This window comes from Bacillus sp. FSL M8-0063 (assembly GCF_038005545.1).
Lineage (GTDB): Bacteria > Bacillota > Bacilli > Bacillales > Bacillaceae_G > Bacillus_A > Bacillus_A wiedmannii.
In genome coordinates this window covers 1,906,763-1,927,990 of record NZ_JBBOTJ010000001.1, presented here as the reverse complement: position 1 = coordinate 1,927,990, position 21,228 = coordinate 1,906,763, and the positions used below count along the sequence as shown (strand labels likewise).

Here is a 21,228-nt window from a genome sequence, read left to right as displayed (position 1 = left end):
TCTTAGTACGAATATCACTTTATTTCAAAAATATTATCATGCTATTAACTTATTCGTTTACAGCTTCTTTCTCTTTTTGTAATACAGGTAACGGCTTTTTCTTCTTCTTTGCCATTACCTCTTTATCAGAAATACGTAAAGAAAATAGTAATGCTACAAGTAAAAATATTGCTGATCCAATTAATGCAGCTTGATATGGTAAGAAATCTGACTGAGCATTATTTTGTACACTTTTATTTCCAAAACCGGCTAGTATACTAGCTAAAACTGCAACTCCTATCGCTGAACCTAATCGATTTTGCACATTAAATATAGTCGTAGCTCTCCCCATAGAAGGTGGCGTGATAGTATTAAATGCCGAAAATTGAACTGCTCCAACAGACTGACCTAAGAAAATACCGATACCAAACAATAATGCCCGAATTTGCCATGGGTTCGTATCGTGATTTACAAAACTTAATAAAACAAAAATAATCGCCGTACAAATTAGTCCAATAGAAATTACCTTTCGAGCTCCTAATTTCTTATATGACCATGGGACAATCTGTGACGATATCATTAACCCAATCGCCTCTGGGAATGTCGTAAGACCTGATTCCAATGCGGAAACTCCTATTACATTTTGATACATAAGTGGAAAAACAAATAACATTCCTAGTAAACCAGCGGATGAAAACAATGAAATAAGACTCATTTTTCTAAAGACTGGTTCTTTTAATAAGCGTAAATCTAACATCGGTTGCTTTACTCTAAGTTCTACAATGATGAACAATGTAATGAGTACAATCCCAGCTATCCCAGTACTCATAATTTCTGGAGAAACCCAGCCTTTTGATGGTCCTTGGCTAAGTGCATAAATAAGCATCGCAAATCCTGGTGCTGAAAGAACAAAACCGAGAGAATCAAAGCGACCAGCTGATTTTTCAATATGCTCTTTTAAAAATAGAAGACCGAATAGTAACGCTAAGATTCCAAACGGTACATTAATATAAAATGCCCAGCGCCAAGACATTTGATCTACAAAGAAACCGCCAATAATTGGTCCTACTGCCGGTGCGACAGCAATTGGCAACACAATAAACCGTGAAATTTTCGGCCTTTCCTCTGGTGAGAATGTTCGGAATAACATCGCCATCCCAACTGGCGTTAAAAGCCCCCCGCCAGCACCTTGAATGATACGAAAAATATTCAATGAAGTAATATCGTTCGCTATTCCACATAATACAGACGCAGTTGTAAATACGAAAAGAGCAGTTAGAAATACCCTTTTCGTACCGAAGCGATCTCCTAACCAACCAGAAATCGGAAGGAAAACAGCTAAGCTAACTAAATACCCAACATTAACCGTCCCCATTGCAGATGGAGGCACTTGTAGTTCTTTACTTATTGTTTGGAGTGCTACATTCACAATCGTTGCATCCATCGCAGCCATAAACATCGCTGTTATATATACGATACTTACAACTATTTTTGGATTTATTTTTGCCTTCATTATCGTTTTCCTACTAATATTTTTTCGCCAACTTGATTACTTTTTGGATTCAAATCTTTCCAGTTATTTTCAACATATTGTAAACAATCATTCCTACTAGCCTCTTCATGTACGACATTCCAACCAATAGGTACATCAAGAAAGACAGGCCAGAGAGAATACTGGCCCTCCTCATTTTTTAATACTTTGTATGTGTAATTATCATTTTCAAACGGATTCGTCATACTGTACTTACCCCTTTCTTATTCTGCAAATATTTCGCTAATACTTGTCCAATTTCTGTAAGTGGTCCTGGTTGACATAAATCTTTATGTCTACAATCAATATCGTGTTGCACAATTTGCCCATCTAAATAATTTAGCCACGTATTTGGAGAGATAGGATCAAACCAGTCTGGTATAACAGTAGATCTAAAGAATAAAATATCTCCGTTATAAACTTTCGGTACATATTTCCCTAACAATCCTACCGAATTTACATATGTTTCTTTCAAGTTCAAAATAGTCTCTTCTTCAAGACTTGCTAATGCACTACCATCTTTACGAAGTATTTCTACTGCACTTTCCATCGTAAGTGGTTTACCATCCATATTATCTGGATCGTATCCGCCTAAAGCAAGTAATGCGATTAACGCTTCTTCTTCAGTAGGTGCTTCCGTATTCGGTAAGAAGTGACCTGGATAAGAATCTAACATAACGAGTAATTCTACTTCTTCTCCTTCATTTTGCAGTTGCGCCGCCATTGCATGAACAACATTTCCTCCGAGCGACCAACCGAGTAACCGATATGGTCCGTGAGGCTGTACTTCACGAACGTGTTTTAAATAATCCGCCGCCATCTCCTCTAAACTTCTTGGAAGTTCTTCATTTTTAGCGATACCACGTGCTTGGACACCGTAGATTGGATAATCTGTCCCTAAAGATTTCATAAGTCCTGCATAGCACCAACTTAATCCACCTGCTGGGTGTACACAAAATAGTGGTAGTTGTTCTCCGCTTGCTCGTAATGGAAGCAACACATCAAGTGCACTTTGTCCATTTCCGACCTCAAGTCTTTCAGCAAGACCCGCAACAGTAGGTGCGGCAAATAAAGTTCCGATATTTAGTTCAACCCCAAGTGCTTCTTTAATACGACTCATAAGCTGCACTGCAAGAAGTGAATGGCCACCTAGATCAAAGAATCCGTCATCAATTCCAATTTGCGGCACACTTAAAACTTCTGTAAACAAGTCACATAACATTTCTTCTTGCGGTGTTCTTGGTCCACGACTAGAAGATGATGCGATAAATTCTGGAGCCGGCAATGCCTTTCTATCTAATTTACCGTTTGGAGTTAAAGGCAACTCATTTACTACTACAAAAGCGTATGGAACCATGTAATCTGGTAAACTACCTCCAGCATACTTACGCATTTCATTCGTATCAATCATTTCATTATTTAATGCAACGATATAAGAAACTAACCGTTTATCCCCTGGTTGATCTTCCCGTACAATAACAGCTACTTGCTCAACTTTAGGATGTTTCATTATTACCGCTTCTATTTCCCCTAATTCAATTCGGAATCCACGAATTTTTATTTGATGATCTGCACGTCCTATATAATCTAGCGTCCCATCTTGACGCCAACGTGCTAAGTCTCCAGTACGATACATTCTTGTACCTGGCTTACCAAATGGATCTGCAATAAAACGTTCTGCAGTTAAACCTGCTCTTCCTAAATATCCACGAGCAAGCCCTGCACCTGCAACATACATTTCTCCAACTACTCCAGGTGGCACCGGTTGTAAATAGTTGTCTAACACATACACTTTAAGATCAGGTATACTACACCCAATTAAACTATTTGCTCGTAAAGAGACGATTGTTTCATCTAATTCAATATAACTAACATGTACTGTCGTCTCCGTAATACCGTACATATTAATAAGTTTTGGTGCGTTATGAGAATGTCGACTATACCAATCTTCTAATCGACTTAGCTCAAGTGCTTCTCCTCCAAAAACAACATATCGTAAAGATAATTTTTGGCCAATTTCTTCATTTTCACGATCTGCTTGCATCAATTGATAGAACGCTGATGGAGTTTGGTTTAAAACAGTTACCTTTTCTTTAACAAGAAGTTGTAAAAATTCTTTCGGTGAGCGACTTACAGTATGTGGTACTACGACTAAACGCCCACCATATAATAAAGGTCCCCAAATTTCCCAAACCGAGAAATCAAAAGCATATGAATGAAACATTGTCCATACATCGTTCTCGTCAAATTGGAACCAATGATCAGTTGCGCCTAAAAGTCTTACTACATTTTGATGAGGTATCATAACGCCTTTCGGTCTACCAGTTGAGCCTGATGTATAAATAACATACGCAATGTGGGAAGGAGATAACTGCTTCATGAGCTCCATTTCATCAATATTGTCTTCACTATATTTCTCAATTTCCCCTATTACTTTCACATCATCAACTAAAATTTTCAGTTCCTCATCACATTCAATTTCCACATCTGAATTTGTTAAAACACATGATGGTTTCGCATCGTGGAGCATAAATGAAATACGATCTGACGGATAATCCGGATCTAACGGAAGGTATCCCGCACCAGCTTTCAGAACAGCTAGTAAGCTTACAACCATATTTAAAGATCTCGGCATCGCTAAAGCAACGAGTTGATCAGGGCCAACTCCTTTTGCAATTAGCAATCGAGCTATTTTATTCGCTTTTTTATTCAACTCTTCATAAGTTAACTTTTCATCTTCAAAGACGACAGCAATAGAATTTGGATTTATATGAGCCTGCTTTTCAAATAATTGTGGCAATGTCATTTCTGGTACAATTTGAAAACCACCATTCCACTTTTCTAACACTGTATTTTTCTCTGCTAAAGTTAATATTTCTAATGTGCCAATTGATTGATCCGGATGTTTCGCTGCATCAGCCAATAACAAAATGAATCGTTCAATCAATTTTTGAATCGTTTCACGTTTATATAAATCCGTACTAAATTCTAGTAACCCGTTTAAGCCGTCTGGCGTACCATCAACTCCGTTACTCTCGCTAATTTCAAATGTTAGATCAAATTTCGCAGAACCAACGCTTTGAATTTCAAGGTTCGCTTCTATATCCGGAGCATCAAACGTTGCTTCTGGCGTATTTTGGAAAGCTAACATAACTTGAAACAGCGGATGACTATTTCGAGTACGTACTGGGTTTAACACTTCAACGAGTCGTTCAAATGGAACATCTTGATTTTCATAAGCTGCAAGATTTGACTGCTTCACTCTATTTAATAATTCTTTAAAACTTGGATCTCCTGATGTATTTGTACGTAACACTAATGTATTTACAAATAAACCAACTATGTCAGTGAGTGCATCATCGTTTCTTCCAGCAATCGGACTACCGATTGGTATATCAGTACCTGCACCTAATCTTGTAAATAGCGCACTAAGTCCTGCTTGCAACACCATAAACAAACTAACTCCGTTTTTCCGTGCAAGCTCTACTAACCTACTATGCATACCCGCATCTATTTGAAAATGAATTGTTTCTCCGCGATAACTCGTTTCAATTGGACGCTGGTAATCTGTAGGTAACTCCAGCTGATCTGGTAAACCTTCTAGCTCTTTCTTCCAAAACTCTAATTGTGTTGAAATAAGACTCTCTTGTGTAGTTTCATCACCAAGCAACTGTTGTTGCCAAAGTGCATAATCTGCGTATTGAACTGGAAGTGTCTCTAACTGAAATCTGTTACCTTGACATCGTGCTTTATATGCCGCTGTAAAATCTCTCGTTAACGGTTGTAATGACCAGCCATCCCCTACAATATGGTGCAATAGAATTAGTAATACATGTTCGTTTTCATTCACTGTAAATAGTTGCAGACGAACTGCTGGTTCAACATCAAGGTTAAAACTATATCTTACCGCCTCTACAAGCACACTTTCTAATTCATCTTTACATGTTTTTGTTATTATCATCTCTAGATTTAAATTTTCCATATCTAAAATTTTCTGATAGGAACTACCTAATACGTTAGGGAAAATCGTTCTAAGCGTTTCATGTTTCTCAACTACATCATAAAAAGCACCTTGCAATGATTCCTCGTTCAACTTTCCAGAAATACGAATGACTAATGGAATATTATAAGTAGGACTTGGACCTTCTAAACAATTTAAGAACCATAACCTGCGCTGCGCAAATGAAAGTGGAACTTCATTTGGTCTACTTACTTTCTTAATAGCTGGTCTTGCAGTTTTTGCTTGATCCAATTGTTTCGCAAGTTCAGCAACAGTTGGCGATTCAAATAGTTTTCCAATTCCTAATTCAACACTTAACGTTTCACGGATTCTTGCCATTAGACGAGATGCAAGAAGCGAATGGCCACCCATTTCAAAAAAATTATCATCAATACTAATGCGAGAAACACCAAGTACTTCTGCAAATAAATCACATAATATTTCTTCTTTCGGATTTCTAGCAACTCTCTCCTTATTCATTTCATTAAAATCAGGAGCAGGTAATTTCTTTCTATCAACCTTACCATTTGGCGTTAATGGTAATTCTTCTAGCACAACAAATGCCGATGGCACCATATAATTCGCTAAACTTTCTGAAACATAAGAACGAATTTCTGAAAGGTTAATCCCTTCACTCCCTTCGGCAACGATATACGCAATGATTCGTTTATCATTTGGGCGATCTTCTCGTACCATTACTACCGCTTGTTGAATATATTCATGTCGTTGTAATACCATTTCAATTTCAGCTAATTCAATTCGGAAACCACGAATTTTAATTTGATGATCTGCGCGGCTCATGTACTCTAACACTCCATCGTTACGCCATTTTACCAGATCACCTGTGCGGTACATGCGCTTCCCTGGTTTTCCATAAGGATCTGCAACAAACCGTTCAGCCGTTAACTCTGGTTTTCCTAAATATCCGTTCGCAAGCCCTTCCCCTGCAATATATAATTCACCAATTACTCCAGGTGGTACTGGTTGTAAACCTGCATCTAATACATACACATCTGTACTCCAAATTGGCTTTCCAATAGGAGGTATACCACTTTCCCTTTCATCGATGTTCATGAAAGTAGACCAAATAGTCGTTTCAGTTGGTCCATATAAATTTGTAATAGAGCAACCTAATTCTTTTAATGTATTTGCTAAATGGGCCGGAAGCGCTTCACCACCAACGAGCACATTTAGTCCTTGTAGCCTCTCTGGATATTCAGTTACTAACGCCTGCCATAGTGTCGGTGTAGCTTGCATAATTGTCACTCTTTCTTCTTGTAACAATGCCGTTAACGCCGAAGGCTCTTGAATCACCTCTTTTGGAGCGATTGTTATACTTGCACCACTAACAAGAGGTAAATAAATCTCTAGAGCAGAAATATCAAACGCAAATGTTGTAACTGCTAATAAATGATCATTTTCATGTAATGAAAACATATCATCCATGGACAATAAAAAGTTACTTAAAGCTTTCATAGGAACAATTACACCTTTTGGATTGCCAGTGGAGCCTGAAGTGTAAATTGTATACGCAGGCTTTAAAAGTGATTCTTCATTTCTAAATGGTAGATTCATATGAGAATATGTGTTTAACGCTAGTTGCATTTTTTCACTATTTAATTCGATCTTTTTTATATCATTTTCTATAACTAAAGTTGATGCAACCGATAAATGCGTTATAATACAAGCTGGTTTTGCATCATTTACTATATAATTTATTCGCTCGGCTGGATATTCTGGATCTATCGGTAAATACGCTGCACCAGCCTTTAATACTGCTAGCATACTAACTACCATTTCCGTTGATCTTGGAAATACTAAAGCTACAAACTGATTTGACCCTATTCCTTCTTCTACTAAATAGTGTGCTAGTTCATTCGCTCGTTCATTTAGCTCTTTATACGTAAGATTTATTCCATTACAAGTAACTGCTATTTTATTTGGATTTTTTTGTACTTGTTTTTCAAATAATATAGGTAGAGAAATTAACTCTTCCGCTTCTTTAGTTTCATTCCATTCGAATAAAACTTTTTGATTTTCTTCAGGAAGAGTAATGTTTATACTTCCAATCGACGCGTCTTTTTCATAATCATTTATCACTAATTCTAATACATTCATAAATCTTTCTTTATGCAATGCTAGTTCCGAGCCATTATATACTTCCGGGTTCGCATCAAAATGAATCATTAGCTCATTTTCATCGAAACGTTTATAAACATTTATCGATAAATCATCGACAGGTCCTGCTGATAAATTATGTGTAATACCACGATTCCCAGCAAAGTTAAGACCGTAATCAAAAGGCATAACATTCACTAACGGCCCAAATAACCTTTGATTTTCACCTAGTAACTTTAAGTCTCTTCTTAATTCCTCATGACGATATTTATGATGACGACGTACGTCTCGGATTTCTTTAGAAACTTGCTGTAATAATTCCGTAATAGTTATATTTGGAGTTACAGTGAGACGAAGTGGTACTAAATTCATTACCATACTCGGTGTATGAATTGATGCACTACCTAGACGCCCCATCATCGGTAAACCTAAAACAATATCATTTGCACCTGTTAACTTATGTATATAAATACTTGTTACAGCCACAATGAATTCTGGCCAACTTGTTAACGAAACATTAATATCTTCTAGTAAAGTTTTCGTACTAGAACTAGATAAATAAGCTGTTTCCCGTAAAAATCCATTTGATGTTCTCGGTGCTCTTTCTGCTAAACTTACAACTTCTGGTTCATCAGCAAACTTCTCTAACCAAAAAGTACGATCTTCCTGAAATTGTTTCGACTCACGATATACAATATCTTCTTGTACAATCTTTGAAAGAGTACCAAATGGTTTCTCTTTCTTATTTGTTTCTTCTATAAGTTTTGTATACTCTCTCGCTACCTTTTGGCTAAGAAGTGAAAATCCATAGCCATCCATCACAATGTGATGGATGCGCTGATACCAAAAGAACCGATTTTTTTCCACTTGAATAAGTGCTTCAGTAAATAATTTATCCTCTTTTAAATCCACGGGCATAGATAAATCATTTTTCATCCATACTTTAGCAGCCTCTTCAGGATCTTCTTCTTTACGAACGTCAATAAAATGCATATGAAAATTTGACGATTTCTCAATAACTTGCCACGGACCAATTTCATCCTCTTCGAAACGAACATGTAGTGCTTCTACTTCCATTACAACTTTACGTACTGCTAATTCGAAAATTCCTTGATTAATATTTCCATTTATTTCAACATATTCCCCAGTATTATAAATCGGATTCAGCGGATCTAATTGTTGTGCAAACCACATACCAGTCTGCGCAGATGATAACGAATGGCGAAGCTTTTGACTATTAGGCATTCTTTACTACCCCTTTATTATGTAGTCTATTTGTTACAGTACCTGTGCTGTCTGTGAAGATAGTAAACTGTACCAATCGGAAACAGTTGGACGTTCTGCTAAATCTGCAAAAGTTATTTCTTTCCCTTCGCGACGCCACTTCTCTACTAAACTCATAATTCTGACCGAATCAAGTCCTCTATTTAGTAAGTCCTCATCAATATCAATACTCACTACTGGCTCACGAAGTAGTTGTGCAACTAGTTCATGCACTTCCTGTATAGTGATTCCTTCACTCTCATCACTTTTTACACTTTGTAAATCTTTTAACAGTATGTTTGTTGATGTCGTTACTGCACATCTATTAGATGCATACTCCAATGCTTGTTTATGATGCTCTAATGAAAAATCAGCAACTGCATCTGCTACAAAGAACGGCTCTATACCATCCATAAATGCTTCGCAAGCTGTTAAAAGGCAGCCGATATGCGCATAAATACCGCAAATAATAAGTTGATCTCTTCCCTGTTTATTTAAGATTTCTAATAGATTTGTCTTTTTAAATGCACTATATCTCCATTTTGTTAAGAATATATCATCCTCATCAGGAGTAAGTTCATCGACAATTTTCTTTTTATCTGGTCCAGCAGGAATACCGTCCCCCCAGAAATCTTGTAATAACCCTCGTTGTTCTAACGTTTGTCCACCTGGTTGTGCTGTATAAACAACTGGTATACCAAGTTCCTTACATTTTTCTCTAATCACCTTAATATTTGAAATAAGTTCTACTTTTGGTGATTCTTTATCGCTATATGCATCAAGAAAATATTCTTGCATGTCATGGATTAGAAGAACCGCACGTTTCGGATCTGGTTTCCAGTTCACTTTATTTTTTGGTAGTTCTGATTCAACTGGCATTTTGTATACTGAAATAGATGGGATAGCCATCTAATCACTTCCTTCCAATTTTTATATTTTTTATTGTTTTACCGTAATAAGTTTTTCAGTAATGACTTTACGTAACTCTTTTTTGCTTACCTTTCCAACACCTGTTTGCGGGAATGAATCAATAAATTCAATTCGATCTGGAATCTTATAAGCCGCTATACCCCGTTCTCTTAAAAACATTTTTAATTCGCTTACTGTTGGAGCTTGTCCTCGAGCTATAACAAAGGCACAAGTACGTTCCCCTAAATAATCATCAGGCATTGATACAATGGCTACATCATGTACTGCATCATGTGCTAATAAATGATTTTCAACTTCTTCAGCAGCAACCTTCTCGCCACCACGGTTAATTTGATCTTTATCTCTACCTTCTACAATGATGTAACCTTGTTCATTTACTTTTACAAGATCACCTGTGCGATAAAATCCATCTTCAGTAAATGACCTTGCATTATGCTCTTCCGCTTTATAATAGCCACGAATTGTATATGGCCCTCGTGTTAATAAACTACCTACTTCACCAGGTTTCACATCGTTATCATTTTCATCAACGACCCTTACTTCATCGAATGTAGACATCGGTCTCCCTTGTGTATGAATGATGATTTCTTCAGGATCATTTAATCTTGTGTAATTTACTAACCCTTCTGCCATACCGAACACTTGCTGTAACGTACATCCAAATGTAGGGTGTATGCGCTTTGCAACCTCAGCGCTAAACTTAGCACCACCTACTTGAATCACTTCTAAGCTCGATAAATCGTTATTACGAGAAGAAGCTGCATCAAGCCAAATCATTGCTAATGGTGGAACGAGAGCAGTAATCGTAACTTTTTCTTTTTCTATAAGAGCAAATGCCTCATCTGGGCTACCACCAGTTGCCAACACTACTTTTCCACCCGCATAGAAAGTTCCAAATGTACCAGGCGAACTCATCGGGTAATTGTGTGCTACTGGAAGAACAGCCATATAGACGCTATCTGCATTCAAATTACAAATTTCAGCACTAACACGTAAACTATAAATATAGTCATCATGTGTTCTAGGAATTAATTTAGAAAGTCCTGTTGTCCCTCCTGATAATTGGAGAAACGCAACATCACTTGGCTGAACTTCTGGTAATGGAACGGGATCCATGTAAAGTTCATTTATACTCACAAATTCTTCTTCTTCTCCTACTACGATTACATGTTGTAAAGTAGGCACTTTTTCTTTTACTTCTCTTGCTAGTTTTCGGTAATCAAAGCCGAGAGCCTTATCTGAAATAACGTAAGCACTCGCCTCACCAAACTCGCAAAAATAACTAATTTCACTGCTTCGATGTGAAGGTAGTGCAAAAACAGGAAGTGCTCCAATGCGAAATAGCGCAAAGCATATTTCGAAAAACTCGATAATGTTAGGTAATTGGATTACAACTCGATCCTCTTGCTTTATTCCTAAATCCAGTAAGCCTGCAGCTAAGCGATCTACTTTTTTATCAAGCTCACTATATGTTATTTGCGTATCACCACTTACAACCGCAATTTCATCTCCATGCTTTTCAGCACGTTCTCTTAACAACGAACCAAAAGTTTCTCCAGGCCAACATCCTACTTCTCGATAACGATTTGCAAATTCTTCTGGCCATTCCGTATAACCTGTTAACATTCTTTCTTCCCCCTATTTTTGATTCAGCGAATTATCTCTTAATCCTAGAGCCTTCAGCATTGTTTGGAACTTAGCTGATGTTTCTGCTAACTCATCTTCTGGTTTTGACTCAGCAACAACTCCTGCTCCTGCAAATAATCGAAGTGTATTTTCCTGCACTTCAGCACAGCGAATTGTAACAATCCATTCACCATCTCCATTTAAATCGCTCCACCCTAGCATTCCTGTAAAGAATTCACGGTCAAATGGCTCAATTTTTTGAATCGCCTCTCTCGCTTCTTCCATCGGCGTACCGCAAACTGCTGGCGTAGGATGAAGAGCAATTGCTAATTCCAAAGAAGTAGTATTTGGATCCTTTAGTTCACCTTTCACTTCAGTAGACAAATGCCACATTGCTTCACTATGAATAACGGCTGGTTTTTCCGGAACATGTAATGTATGACAGTATGGACGAAGCGCAGCAGCAACCGCTTCCACTACTACCGCATGTTCATGTAAATCTTTCGGAGAAGAAAGTAATTCCTCTGCTCTTCTCTTATCTTCTACTGGATCATCACTACGTGGTCTTGAACCAGCTAACGGATTAGAAATAACTTGCATACCATTACGTGAAACGAGTAATTCAGGACTTGCTCCAATTAATGTCTTATTACACTCGTTTTCATCTTCCGGTAAATTCACAGCAAATGTATAACCATGCTTATTATGCTCTGCTAATTCTCGAAGGAGTTTTTGCTTATCAATCTTTTCGGAAGATTCAACATCTAGCGATCTAGATAGAACGATTTTCTTTAAATCGCCGTCCTTTATTTTTTGAATCCCTTGCTTTACACCATTCATATAAACTTCAGGATCTGGTACAGGCGTCATTTCAAATGTTAAGTTCTCATTTGTTTCAAGCTGATTTGTTGTATCCAATTGTAAACACTCGGAAATCCTACTATATTCTGGTACGATAAGTTGAACTTCTTTTCTTCGATCAAATGGCAAGGCACCGACAACGATAGGATTCGGATTTCCTGCTTGTTTTGCATTACGTAATACTGCTTGCACAAGCTCTGGGAAACTTTCAATTTCACGATGCTTTACTGTAGTAAATCCTCCTTCTGTCAATATCGTTCGAGTTGGTGAAGCAAAAAAGAATGAAGATTCAGTCTTATAATCTTCTAGTAATTTTTCTGACAGTTCCTTTACAGCCGTAAATTCATTCATAGTATAGTAACCCCCTGAATTTTTTATTAAACTCCTAATGTAGCTCCGCCATCGACACATAAATTGTGCATTGTAATATGACTCGCTTTATCTGAAGCTAAAAACAATACTGCTTCAGCAACTTCTGAAGGCTGTGCAATTTTTTGTAACGGTATACCGAGTCTATACGTATCTTGAGAACCCGCAATTATATTTTTTGCTCCATTCTCATCAGCCCATAGTAACCTTTGCATTTCAGTTTCAGTAGAACCTGGAGAAACTAAGTTACAGCGAATGTTATACGCTGCAAGTTCCAATCCTAAACACTTCATAAACATCGTCGTTGCAGCTTTTGATGCAGCATACGCAGCCATCTCCATTCTGGGCGTATTTGCTGCATTTGAACCAACTGTAACAATTGCCCCTGACTTTCTTTGCATCATATATTTACTTACTGCTCGGCACATATAGAAAACTCCTGTAGAATTTACAGAGAATGTTTTATTCCAATCTTCATCACTTAAAGAGTGAATTGCTCCCATACGTAAAACTCCTGCAACATTTACTAATATATCTATCGGTGCTATATCATTTTCAATACTCTTTACCATATCTTCAACAGCGACACTATCACTCACATCTAAACGAAACGTTTTCACACGTGTTTCATTTAATTCATTTTGATTTAAGAGTACGTTTAACCCCTCTTCAGTTTGATCAGCCGCAATAACTGTAGCTCCTCTTTCTAAAAACATGTTTGCTACAACACTACCTATACCTTGGGCTGCACCAGTTACTAAAACCGTTTTCTTATCAAATTCCCCTATGTTCATTTCCTCTATCCTTTCATTTGAAAATTAATCTAATTAAACAAATAATGATAACGATTATCATTATCGATGTAAAAAATAATACACTTACTAAACTAATTGGTCAAGTGTACTTTTCATCAAAATATTATTCATTGATAATGTTTTTCATTTAATATTCTTACACCTAAATGATAATCTTTCTCAATAAACTTGTCAACCTATTTTTATTTTTCAGATAAAATATTTTAGTGATTCTCAATACAATTACATCTAAAAGCATTAATAAGTACTTACATTACACATTTAATTCATCCCCCTCTTTTTAAACTTGTAGAAGATTAACTGTAGATACCTTCATTTACAAAGCCTTATCAAAAACTCAAGTACATATTTTCTCAATATTTTTCTGAAAATACCGATAAAATATATCTTGCAATTACTAATGTATGTCTTGTTTATAATTTAAGATTTAATTCGTATTTCGAATATGATGTATCATTTTTCAATATTCCAATATAATCCAAATTGGTATTTCACTAACTTTTTTGTCTCAAAAAATCCCAAAAATTATATAACTTCGTTACAACCATTCATAAAAAAGCACCCTATTTAATAGGATGCTTTTTCGTATTTATAGTGTGATAGAAGATTTATATACTTATGCTACACTGCGATACTCTTCTTCTTTTTCTTTTTTCTGCTTAGGTGCTTGAATTAATATTGCGATAACAAATGATACGACACATAATACACCGATCACCGTGAAGGTTGGTTTGAATCCACCTAGAAGAGCACCGATAAAGGAACCTGCAAGTGCTCCAAATCCAAATCCTTGATACACAATTCCGTAGTTCTTACTATGGTTTTTCATACCGTAGAAATCACCAACGATAGCTGGGAAAATAGTGATATTTCCACCAAAGCAAAACGCTACGCTTGCTACACATACGAAGTAGATACCATAATTTAAATCTACGAAACTTAAAACCAAGACTGAAGCTGCCATAACAACAAATGTACCAGTAACGATTTTTAAACGGCCAATTTTATCTGATAACGGTCCTAAAATAATACGACCTAATGTATTGAAGATTGCAACCATAGCCACCGCATTAGCTGCTGGCGCTGCGCTAAGCCCTACAAGTTGAACACCAATGTCTTTTACCATACCAATTAAGTATAAGCCACTCATACATGATGTAAATAACATAATAAATAATAAGTATACTTGTTTTGTGCCTAACATTTCTTTCGTTGTATATTCCTGAGTTTTTGTTTCATGAACTGCTCCTTGATCTGCAGCTTGATGGATTAAACAAGCGCCAAGGACAATCATAGCTGTAACAATTAAACCCCAGTATATAAACGCTTGTGATACACCAACTGATTCAATTAACTGTGCGTTAATATATTTAAAGATTAAGCTACCCGAACCATATGCAGAGACAGAAATACCAGCAATTAAACCTTTACGCTTTGGAAACCACTTTATTAAATTGGATAGTGAAGTGATATATGCTGTACCATCTGCATAACCTACAACAACCCCTGCTAGTACATAAAGCAATAATAATGAGGAAGCTTGTGAACTAAGTATTAATCCTAGTCCTAACGCTAGTCCAGCTATCATAATAAGTTTTCGAAGTCCCCACTTTTCTTGCAATTTACTCGCAAATAAAGTTGAAAACGCTAAGGAAAGACTAGTAATTGAGAAAGTTATAGCAACAGCGTTTAGACTCCAACCATATTTACTAACTAAAGGCTGATTGAATAAACTCCATGTATATATCGTCCCAAGTCCCATTTGTACTATGACTGTGCCAAGGACAACAAGCCATGGATTAACATTTGATTTTTTCATATCATTCCGCCTCCTCTTTCTATTTCAATGCTATTCGCTAAATTTTCTTTTTTTATGTTCATATTGGCCACCTCATTTGATTTAACACCTTCATTGTATAAGATGTTCCTGATTATGTAAGCACTTACAAGATAGAGCGTCAAAAATATGGAATCAGTTACAGAAAACGAAGGTCGAAATACAAAAAACGAATTATTAAATACGTAAGTAGCTATTATAATGTTTTGCATCAATACGACTTACAGCGGTTTTATCATCTTCTTTTATAAAAATTATGTCTCAATTTATATGATGGCTAGATTGCAAAATTTTGATTTTCCTATACAAACAGAAAAAAACACTTTTTACACTACGATGTACTTTAGTTTTATTTATCAATAAAACAACAAATATTTTTTAAAAAAATAAAACTAAATATTCACTAATATAGCTTTACGTGGTTTAATATATATAATAAAAAAATATTTCTGTCTTTAATGAGGAGGTACTATGAAAGCAAACGTAGGCGATACTATACTTTTTCAACGAAATAATTTAAAAATTACGGGATCTGTACTAAAACTTTATACTGAATCGGTCTTAGTTGAAATTACAGATGTAAGCGGTGGTACTTTTGAATTTGATCGAACAATTGTAAATCATAAAAACTATAAAATTTTAAATGCGAATACATAAAACAACAAAAAATAGCCCCTGCTCACCAGCAGCGGCTATTTTATATGAAAACACTTCATTAGTTTATATATCCTAAAACACTTACAATCTTACTCGCTTTTAAATTATTAATATGATAATAAATTTCTAAACCTCTTCGCTCAGCTCGTAACACTTTACCTTTCATTTTTGATAAATGTTGCGAAACAGTCGATTGTGGAATATTTAGTAATTCTGTTAATTGTGTTACGTTACAAGTTTTTCTCGTACTTAATTCATTTACAATTTGTAATCGGATTGGATGCGCCATGATTTTTAAAATATCTACATCTTCTTCTGAAACTAAACTTTTTCTCATTTCATTCGTATATGTTGTCATAAGACATTCCCCTTTTATATGAATTCCTCTTATTTAGATCTATTTCCAAAATATTTAAAACTCCGATGTGAAACCTTTATATAAAAATAATAGAATTTTAAATTTTTAAAAACAGAACGAAATACAATTCACTTTATTTATTTGGTACATATACATAATACAATTTTAATATGTGCTCTATGTGAAGTTAGCATAAATTTGTAATGAAGATTTTTCAAACAATTCACATCTAACTATATACATCCTCATAATACTATCCAGTGATTTTAACATATTTTAGGCGTTTGTATATACTATCTACAAAATAAATGTTGTTTAGGGGGATTTCAAATGCCAACAATGTTACAAGAAGAAGTTGAAGAAGCGCACGAAACATATGTCAGTCGTATCATATTGGTCGGTGGATCAGCTTTATTTTTAGTCGGTGGTGTTATCTCGGCAATTTCGGCCTTTAAAACGTATAATCGCTTGGAAAATACACCGCCTTCTACAGATAACTCTTAGGTGAATTATTTAATTCTGAATAACAAACAAATGCCGTCTCTAAAAAGAGACGGCATTTGTTTGTTCATAAGTTCTTTACTAGAAAATCGCAAACAATACTTTGTGCATGAATTACAATTGAACTTACTTCACCACAAACCTAGTCTGACTACACCCATCCTTCTGCTTCGTTACTTCTAACACAGCCGGCATTGCGTTTTTCAGCTCTTGAACGTGTGAAATAACACCGATAAATCGGCCTGATTTTTGTAAGTCAATTAAGGCGTCAACTGCTTTTGTTAATGACTCCTCATCTAATGAACCAAAACCTTCGTCGATAAACATCGTTTCGATGGAAATACCACCTTCATACGATTGAATGACGTCTGCCATTCCAAGCGCTAAACAAAGTGATGCATTAAATTTCTCACCGCCAGATAATGTTTTTACATCGCGTGTTTGACCTGTATATGCGTCGTATACATCTAAGCCTAATCCACTTTGACGATTTCTCTTCTCAACTCGTTCACTTCGTTTTAAATAAAATTGTCCATTTGATAATTTACGTAATCGTTCGTTTGCAATTTGAACAATTTGTTCTAAATACTCAATTAAGATGTAACGTTCAAATGATATACGGCTTTCGTTATCACCTTTCATTACTTCATATAAATCAACAAGTTCTTGGAAAGCTTTTTCTTCCTCATGAATTTGTTCATCAATTCGTCTAATGTTTTCATGTAAATCAGAAATATATGTTACCGCAGTTTGCGCACGTTGACGTTTTTCTTTTATTATATCGAGATTAATTTGTAATTCTATTATGTGTTCACCTAACGCCGTAATATCCATGTACTCTTTATCTTTTAATTCAGCATGTAACTCTTCAATTTGTTTTGCAAGCACTTCAAGAGATGAATAATAACTTTGAATTTCTTTTTGTAACATCTCCATCTCAATATCACTTAATTTAGCTTCTTTATACGTGGATTGATCTGTAAATCCGCTCTGTTCAAGCTCTTTCATAAAGCGCGTAAACGTCTCTTCTTTCTTTAATTTTGTACTTTCAAATTGATTAGAAGCACTTTCCTGTTCTGCTTGAATTCGTATATTTTCATTTTGCCAATGTTGATACGCTTCCTGCACTTTCTTCCATTCGTCCTCCATTAATTTGAGTTCATGCATAGCTTGGTCAAACTGGACTTTCCAAGCTTGGACTGTTTGTAAGTTTTCAGGAATATTTTTCTTATCATGTTCATATGACGTACGAAGCTGCATACACTCCATTTCTATACGGTGCTGCTCTGTTTCTACCTCACGCTTTTGCTTTTGAAGTGCATCTATTTTTTCTTCTACGCTTTTTATATTCACAGCAGTTTGCTTACGCGTTTCTTCGCTTGCTTTTAACGTATTCACTTCAGTTGCTAATTGCTTTCCCTTTTGAACAAGCGCACTATATGTTTCAACTAATTCTTCCGAGCGATAGCCTCGCTTCTTAACATCTTCTATTACCTGCTCATATTGAAGATGATAGAAATTCCATTTCTCCTCTAATTGAACATGTAACTTTTCAGCAATATTCTTCTTGTCTCTTAAATCATTTAACTCTTTTTCATCGATCGCATTACTTTGTTCTGTAGCTTTTTTCGGATGGTTCGTACTACCGCATACTGGACAAGATCCACCATCATGTAAATGAAGAGCTAATATACCAGCTTGTTCACTTAACCAGCGGCGTTCCATATTTTCATATGCGTTCACTGCCATTTGCATCTTATTGTATGCCGCTTCTTTTTCGTTCTCGAATTTTTGTTTTTCTTGCCAAACATCATATGCTTGCTTTAAAACTTTTGCATCTTCTCGCATATTCGTTAGTTCTTCTACTTTAGCTACATATTGCTCAAGTGCTCGTTCTAATTGCTGTAATTCACCAGACATTAGCTGTTTTTGATTTGTATGCTCCTCTAATTGTCGATCTAAGTTTTGCATACTTTCTTTTAGTTTCCCTACTTGAAGTTCTGCATTTTTTAAATTCAATTGTTTCTCAGCCAATGATGCAATAATCGGTTGTAACTCTTCTAATCTTTGAACAAGTTTTTTTGCATTTTCTCTCTCAGGTTCTTTATTCTTTACTGCTTCATATTTCTCCTGAGCAAGTTCAAAGCTACTCGTTATATTTTCTTTTTTGGCGATTATTTGTTTTAACAAACTTTCAGCCTTCTGCTCATTTTGCATTGCTTCTTCATACCATTGTTCAAATGGTAATAAGCGCTTCGCTTCTTCCGCACGTTTAAAAGATGTTTCTTTCATTTCAATAACGGTACGATTTTCTTGTAAAGTATTATATTTCTCATTCTTTTGTTGTAAATCTATAAATTTCTCATTTACAGATTTCGCTGTATGAAAACGAGTTTCAGCATCTTTTAATTGCTTCGTTTGAACATCTTGTTCTAGTTGTAATTGCTCAACCTCTACCTTATACGCAGCTGTTTCTTGTTCTAATGCTTCTACTACTTGATGCGTGTTTACATGTTCTTGTTCCACTAATGTCTCTAATAATGCTCCATCGCGGATTGGTAATTTAAAAACATTACGGAAGTATAACTCTCGCTCTTTCTGCTTTTCTTGTAAAACGTCTTTCCATTGTTTTCGTTTTTGATCAAGTAACTCACGCATTAACTTATAACGATCCGTTTTAAAAATTCGACGTAAAATTTCTTCTTTGTTTTCTGTCTCAGATGTTAATAGTTTTCGGAATTCCCCTTGTGGTAACATAACAATTTGGCTAAATTGATGTTTACTTAAACCAATTAAATCTTCCACTTTTTTATTTACATCCGTTACATGGAAACGATCAACAGCTGGAACATTTTCTTCATCAATCACTTCATATAGTTCTACTGCATGTCCCGTAATTGTCTTGTTCCCTTGTTTTTTATGTCCAAGTTGTCGTTTTATTTCATAACGTTTCCCTTTTAACTGAAAGGTTAGTTCTACACTTGTATACATATTATCATCAGCAAATTGACTGCGAAGCATGCTCGTATCACTACGTTCTTCTCCGCTTGCCTCACCATATAACACATAACAAATCGCATCAAAAATCGTTGTCTTTCCAGCTCCTGTATTCCCAGAAATGGCGAAAATACGATGATCTCCAAGATCGTTAAAATCGATTACTTCTTTCTGTTTATATGGCCCAAATGCTGTCATAATTAGCTGAATCGGTCTCATCCTCGTTCACCTTCCCGTTCTTGCACTGTTTGTAGTACTTCTACAAATAGACGTTCTTTCTCTTCTGATAAATCTATGCCTTTCATTTCTTTATAAAAAGCCTTTAATAACGATAAATCATCCGTTTTATGTCTTGAAACAGTTACTTCATTTGACTCTGTGAACTCTCGTCTTTGAATAGATCTTTCAACATGCATTGCATTTGGATATACAGAGCGTATTTTTTCCATTGGCTGCAAGACAGGATTTTCGTCTAATAATTTTACAAACACGTAATCTTCACTTACTGGATGTTGTAATAATTCATCTATTTTCGCTTCTACTGTTCGCATTTTACGACGTGGTGCAAGTAACCTTTTTTCAATTGTTGCTTCACCTTGCTCGTCCAGTTCCACAATATAATATCCTTTTTTATGTTTTTCTTCAGAAATAGAATATGCAAGTGGAGAACCTGAATATCGAATTGTCTCATTACGTACGAAATGCGCTTGATGTAAATGTCCAAGCGCTGTGTAATGAAACTTATCAAAATAATGACTATTTACGTATTCAGCACCACCAATTGAAAGTGGTCGTTCTGCATCACTTGTATTCTCTTCCGCTTCTCCCGCAGAAGTTACAAATGCATGACCAACAAATACGTGTCTTACTTCTTTATCCATCGTTTCAGAAAGCTCATTCATAAAAATACGCATCGCATCATCATGAGAACGTACGTCTTCGTTTTTCAAAACATGTCTAACTATGCTTGGATCCGCATATGGAACGAGATGGAAGTGAACCTCGCCATATTCATCATTTAATATAATTGGCTCATATGGAAATTGAAATTGTCCCACAATAAATAATCCTTGTTTCTTCATTAAATTACTTCCAAAATGAATACGATCTGGACTATCATGGTTTCCAGCAACCGCAATAACTGGTGTTTGTAAGTCAATCACTATTTTTTGTAAAACATCATTTAATAAGTCTACTGCTTCCGTAGGTGGAATTGCTCGGTCATATAAATCCCCTGCAATAATTACCGCATCTGGTTTTTCTTCTTCAACAGCTTGTACAAACTGATCTAATACAATCTTTTGATCTTCAGTCATATACACGCCATGAACGAGCTTTCCTAAATGCCAATCCGCTGTATGAAATAACTTCATAGTTTCCTGCTCC

The 21,228-nt window shown here is 35.8% G+C and carries 13 protein-coding genes; 2 read left to right on the top strand and 11 right to left on the bottom strand.

What is annotated here, in order from left to right; all coding sequences use genetic code 11:
* Positions 1 to 49: 49 nt before the first annotated feature.
* From MKX31_RS09720 to MKX31_RS09685, 8 genes are all read right to left on the bottom strand, one after another.
* On the bottom strand, positions 50 to 1,492 hold the full coding sequence (locus tag MKX31_RS09720) for an MDR family MFS transporter (protein ID WP_340980700.1): 1,443 nt from the start codon (positions 1,490 to 1,492) through the stop codon (positions 50 to 52).
* The gene (locus MKX31_RS09715) at positions 1,492 to 1,716 is read right to left on the bottom strand and encodes an MbtH family protein (protein ID WP_000184070.1); all 225 of its coding nucleotides are present in this window, start codon (positions 1,714 to 1,716) and stop codon (positions 1,492 to 1,494) included. Before MKX31_RS09715 ends, MKX31_RS09720 begins: the two co-directional genes overlap by 1 nt.
* Positions 1,713 to 8,873: an amino acid adenylation domain-containing protein gene (locus tag MKX31_RS09710; RefSeq protein WP_340980699.1), complete on the bottom strand. Its 7,161-nt coding sequence runs from the start codon at positions 8,871 to 8,873 to the stop codon at positions 1,713 to 1,715. The genes MKX31_RS09715 and MKX31_RS09710 overlap by 4 nt, the downstream gene beginning before the upstream one ends.
* A 33-nt stretch (positions 8,874 to 8,906) precedes the next feature.
* Complete coding sequence (locus MKX31_RS09705; protein ID WP_064477284.1) at positions 8,907 to 9,800, bottom strand: isochorismatase family protein; 894 nt, start codon at positions 9,798 to 9,800, stop codon at positions 8,907 to 8,909.
* Between the two features lie 30 nt (positions 9,801 to 9,830).
* A complete protein-coding gene (locus MKX31_RS09700) occupies positions 9,831 to 11,447 on the bottom strand; it encodes a (2,3-dihydroxybenzoyl)adenylate synthase (RefSeq protein ID WP_088046890.1) in 1,617 nt (538 codons plus the stop codon).
* Positions 11,448 to 11,459: 12 nt separating this feature from the next.
* The gene (dhbC, locus tag MKX31_RS09695; RefSeq protein WP_088046891.1) at positions 11,460 to 12,659 is read right to left on the bottom strand and encodes an isochorismate synthase DhbC; all 1,200 of its coding nucleotides are present in this window, start codon (positions 12,657 to 12,659) and stop codon (positions 11,460 to 11,462) included.
* A 26-nt stretch (positions 12,660 to 12,685) separates the two neighbouring features.
* The gene (gene dhbA / locus MKX31_RS09690) at positions 12,686 to 13,471 is read right to left on the bottom strand and encodes a 2,3-dihydro-2,3-dihydroxybenzoate dehydrogenase (protein WP_064477287.1); all 786 of its coding nucleotides are present in this window, start codon (positions 13,469 to 13,471) and stop codon (positions 12,686 to 12,688) included.
* A gap of 637 nt (positions 13,472 to 14,108) precedes the next feature.
* Positions 14,109 to 15,311, bottom strand: a complete 1,203-nt coding sequence (locus MKX31_RS09685; RefSeq protein ID WP_088046892.1) for an L-lactate MFS transporter — start codon at positions 15,309 to 15,311, stop codon at positions 14,109 to 14,111.
* Positions 15,312 to 15,800: 489 nt separating this feature from the next.
* On the opposite strand from MKX31_RS09685, the gene MKX31_RS09680 reads away from it, so the two are divergent.
* On the top strand, positions 15,801 to 15,986 hold the full coding sequence (locus MKX31_RS09680) for a YkvS family protein (RefSeq protein WP_000646787.1): 186 nt from the start codon (positions 15,801 to 15,803) through the stop codon (positions 15,984 to 15,986).
* 58 nt (positions 15,987 to 16,044) lie between these two features.
* Here MKX31_RS09680 and MKX31_RS09675 read toward each other — a convergent pair whose 3' ends face one another.
* Positions 16,045 to 16,344 carry an ArsR/SmtB family transcription factor gene (locus MKX31_RS09675; RefSeq protein WP_064477290.1) on the bottom strand — a complete coding sequence of 100 codons (300 nt, stop codon included), beginning with the start codon at positions 16,342 to 16,344 and terminating at the stop codon, positions 16,045 to 16,047.
* Between the two features lie 330 nt (positions 16,345 to 16,674).
* On the opposite strand from MKX31_RS09675, the gene MKX31_RS09670 reads away from it, so the two are divergent.
* On the top strand, positions 16,675 to 16,848 hold the full coding sequence (locus MKX31_RS09670; protein ID WP_064477291.1) for a hypothetical protein: 174 nt from the start codon (positions 16,675 to 16,677) through the stop codon (positions 16,846 to 16,848).
* Between the two features lie 123 nt (positions 16,849 to 16,971).
* On the opposite strand, the gene MKX31_RS09665 is transcribed toward MKX31_RS09670, so the two are convergent.
* Both MKX31_RS09665 and MKX31_RS09660 read right to left on the bottom strand, forming a co-directional pair.
* A complete protein-coding gene (locus MKX31_RS09665; protein WP_088046893.1) occupies positions 16,972 to 20,061 on the bottom strand; it encodes an AAA family ATPase in 3,090 nt (1,029 codons plus the stop codon).
* Positions 20,058 to 21,215: an exonuclease SbcCD subunit D gene (locus tag MKX31_RS09660; RefSeq protein ID WP_088046894.1), complete on the bottom strand. Its 1,158-nt coding sequence runs from the start codon at positions 21,213 to 21,215 to the stop codon at positions 20,058 to 20,060. The genes MKX31_RS09665 and MKX31_RS09660 overlap by 4 nt, the downstream gene beginning before the upstream one ends.
* Between the last annotated feature and the right edge of the window lie 13 nt (positions 21,216 to 21,228).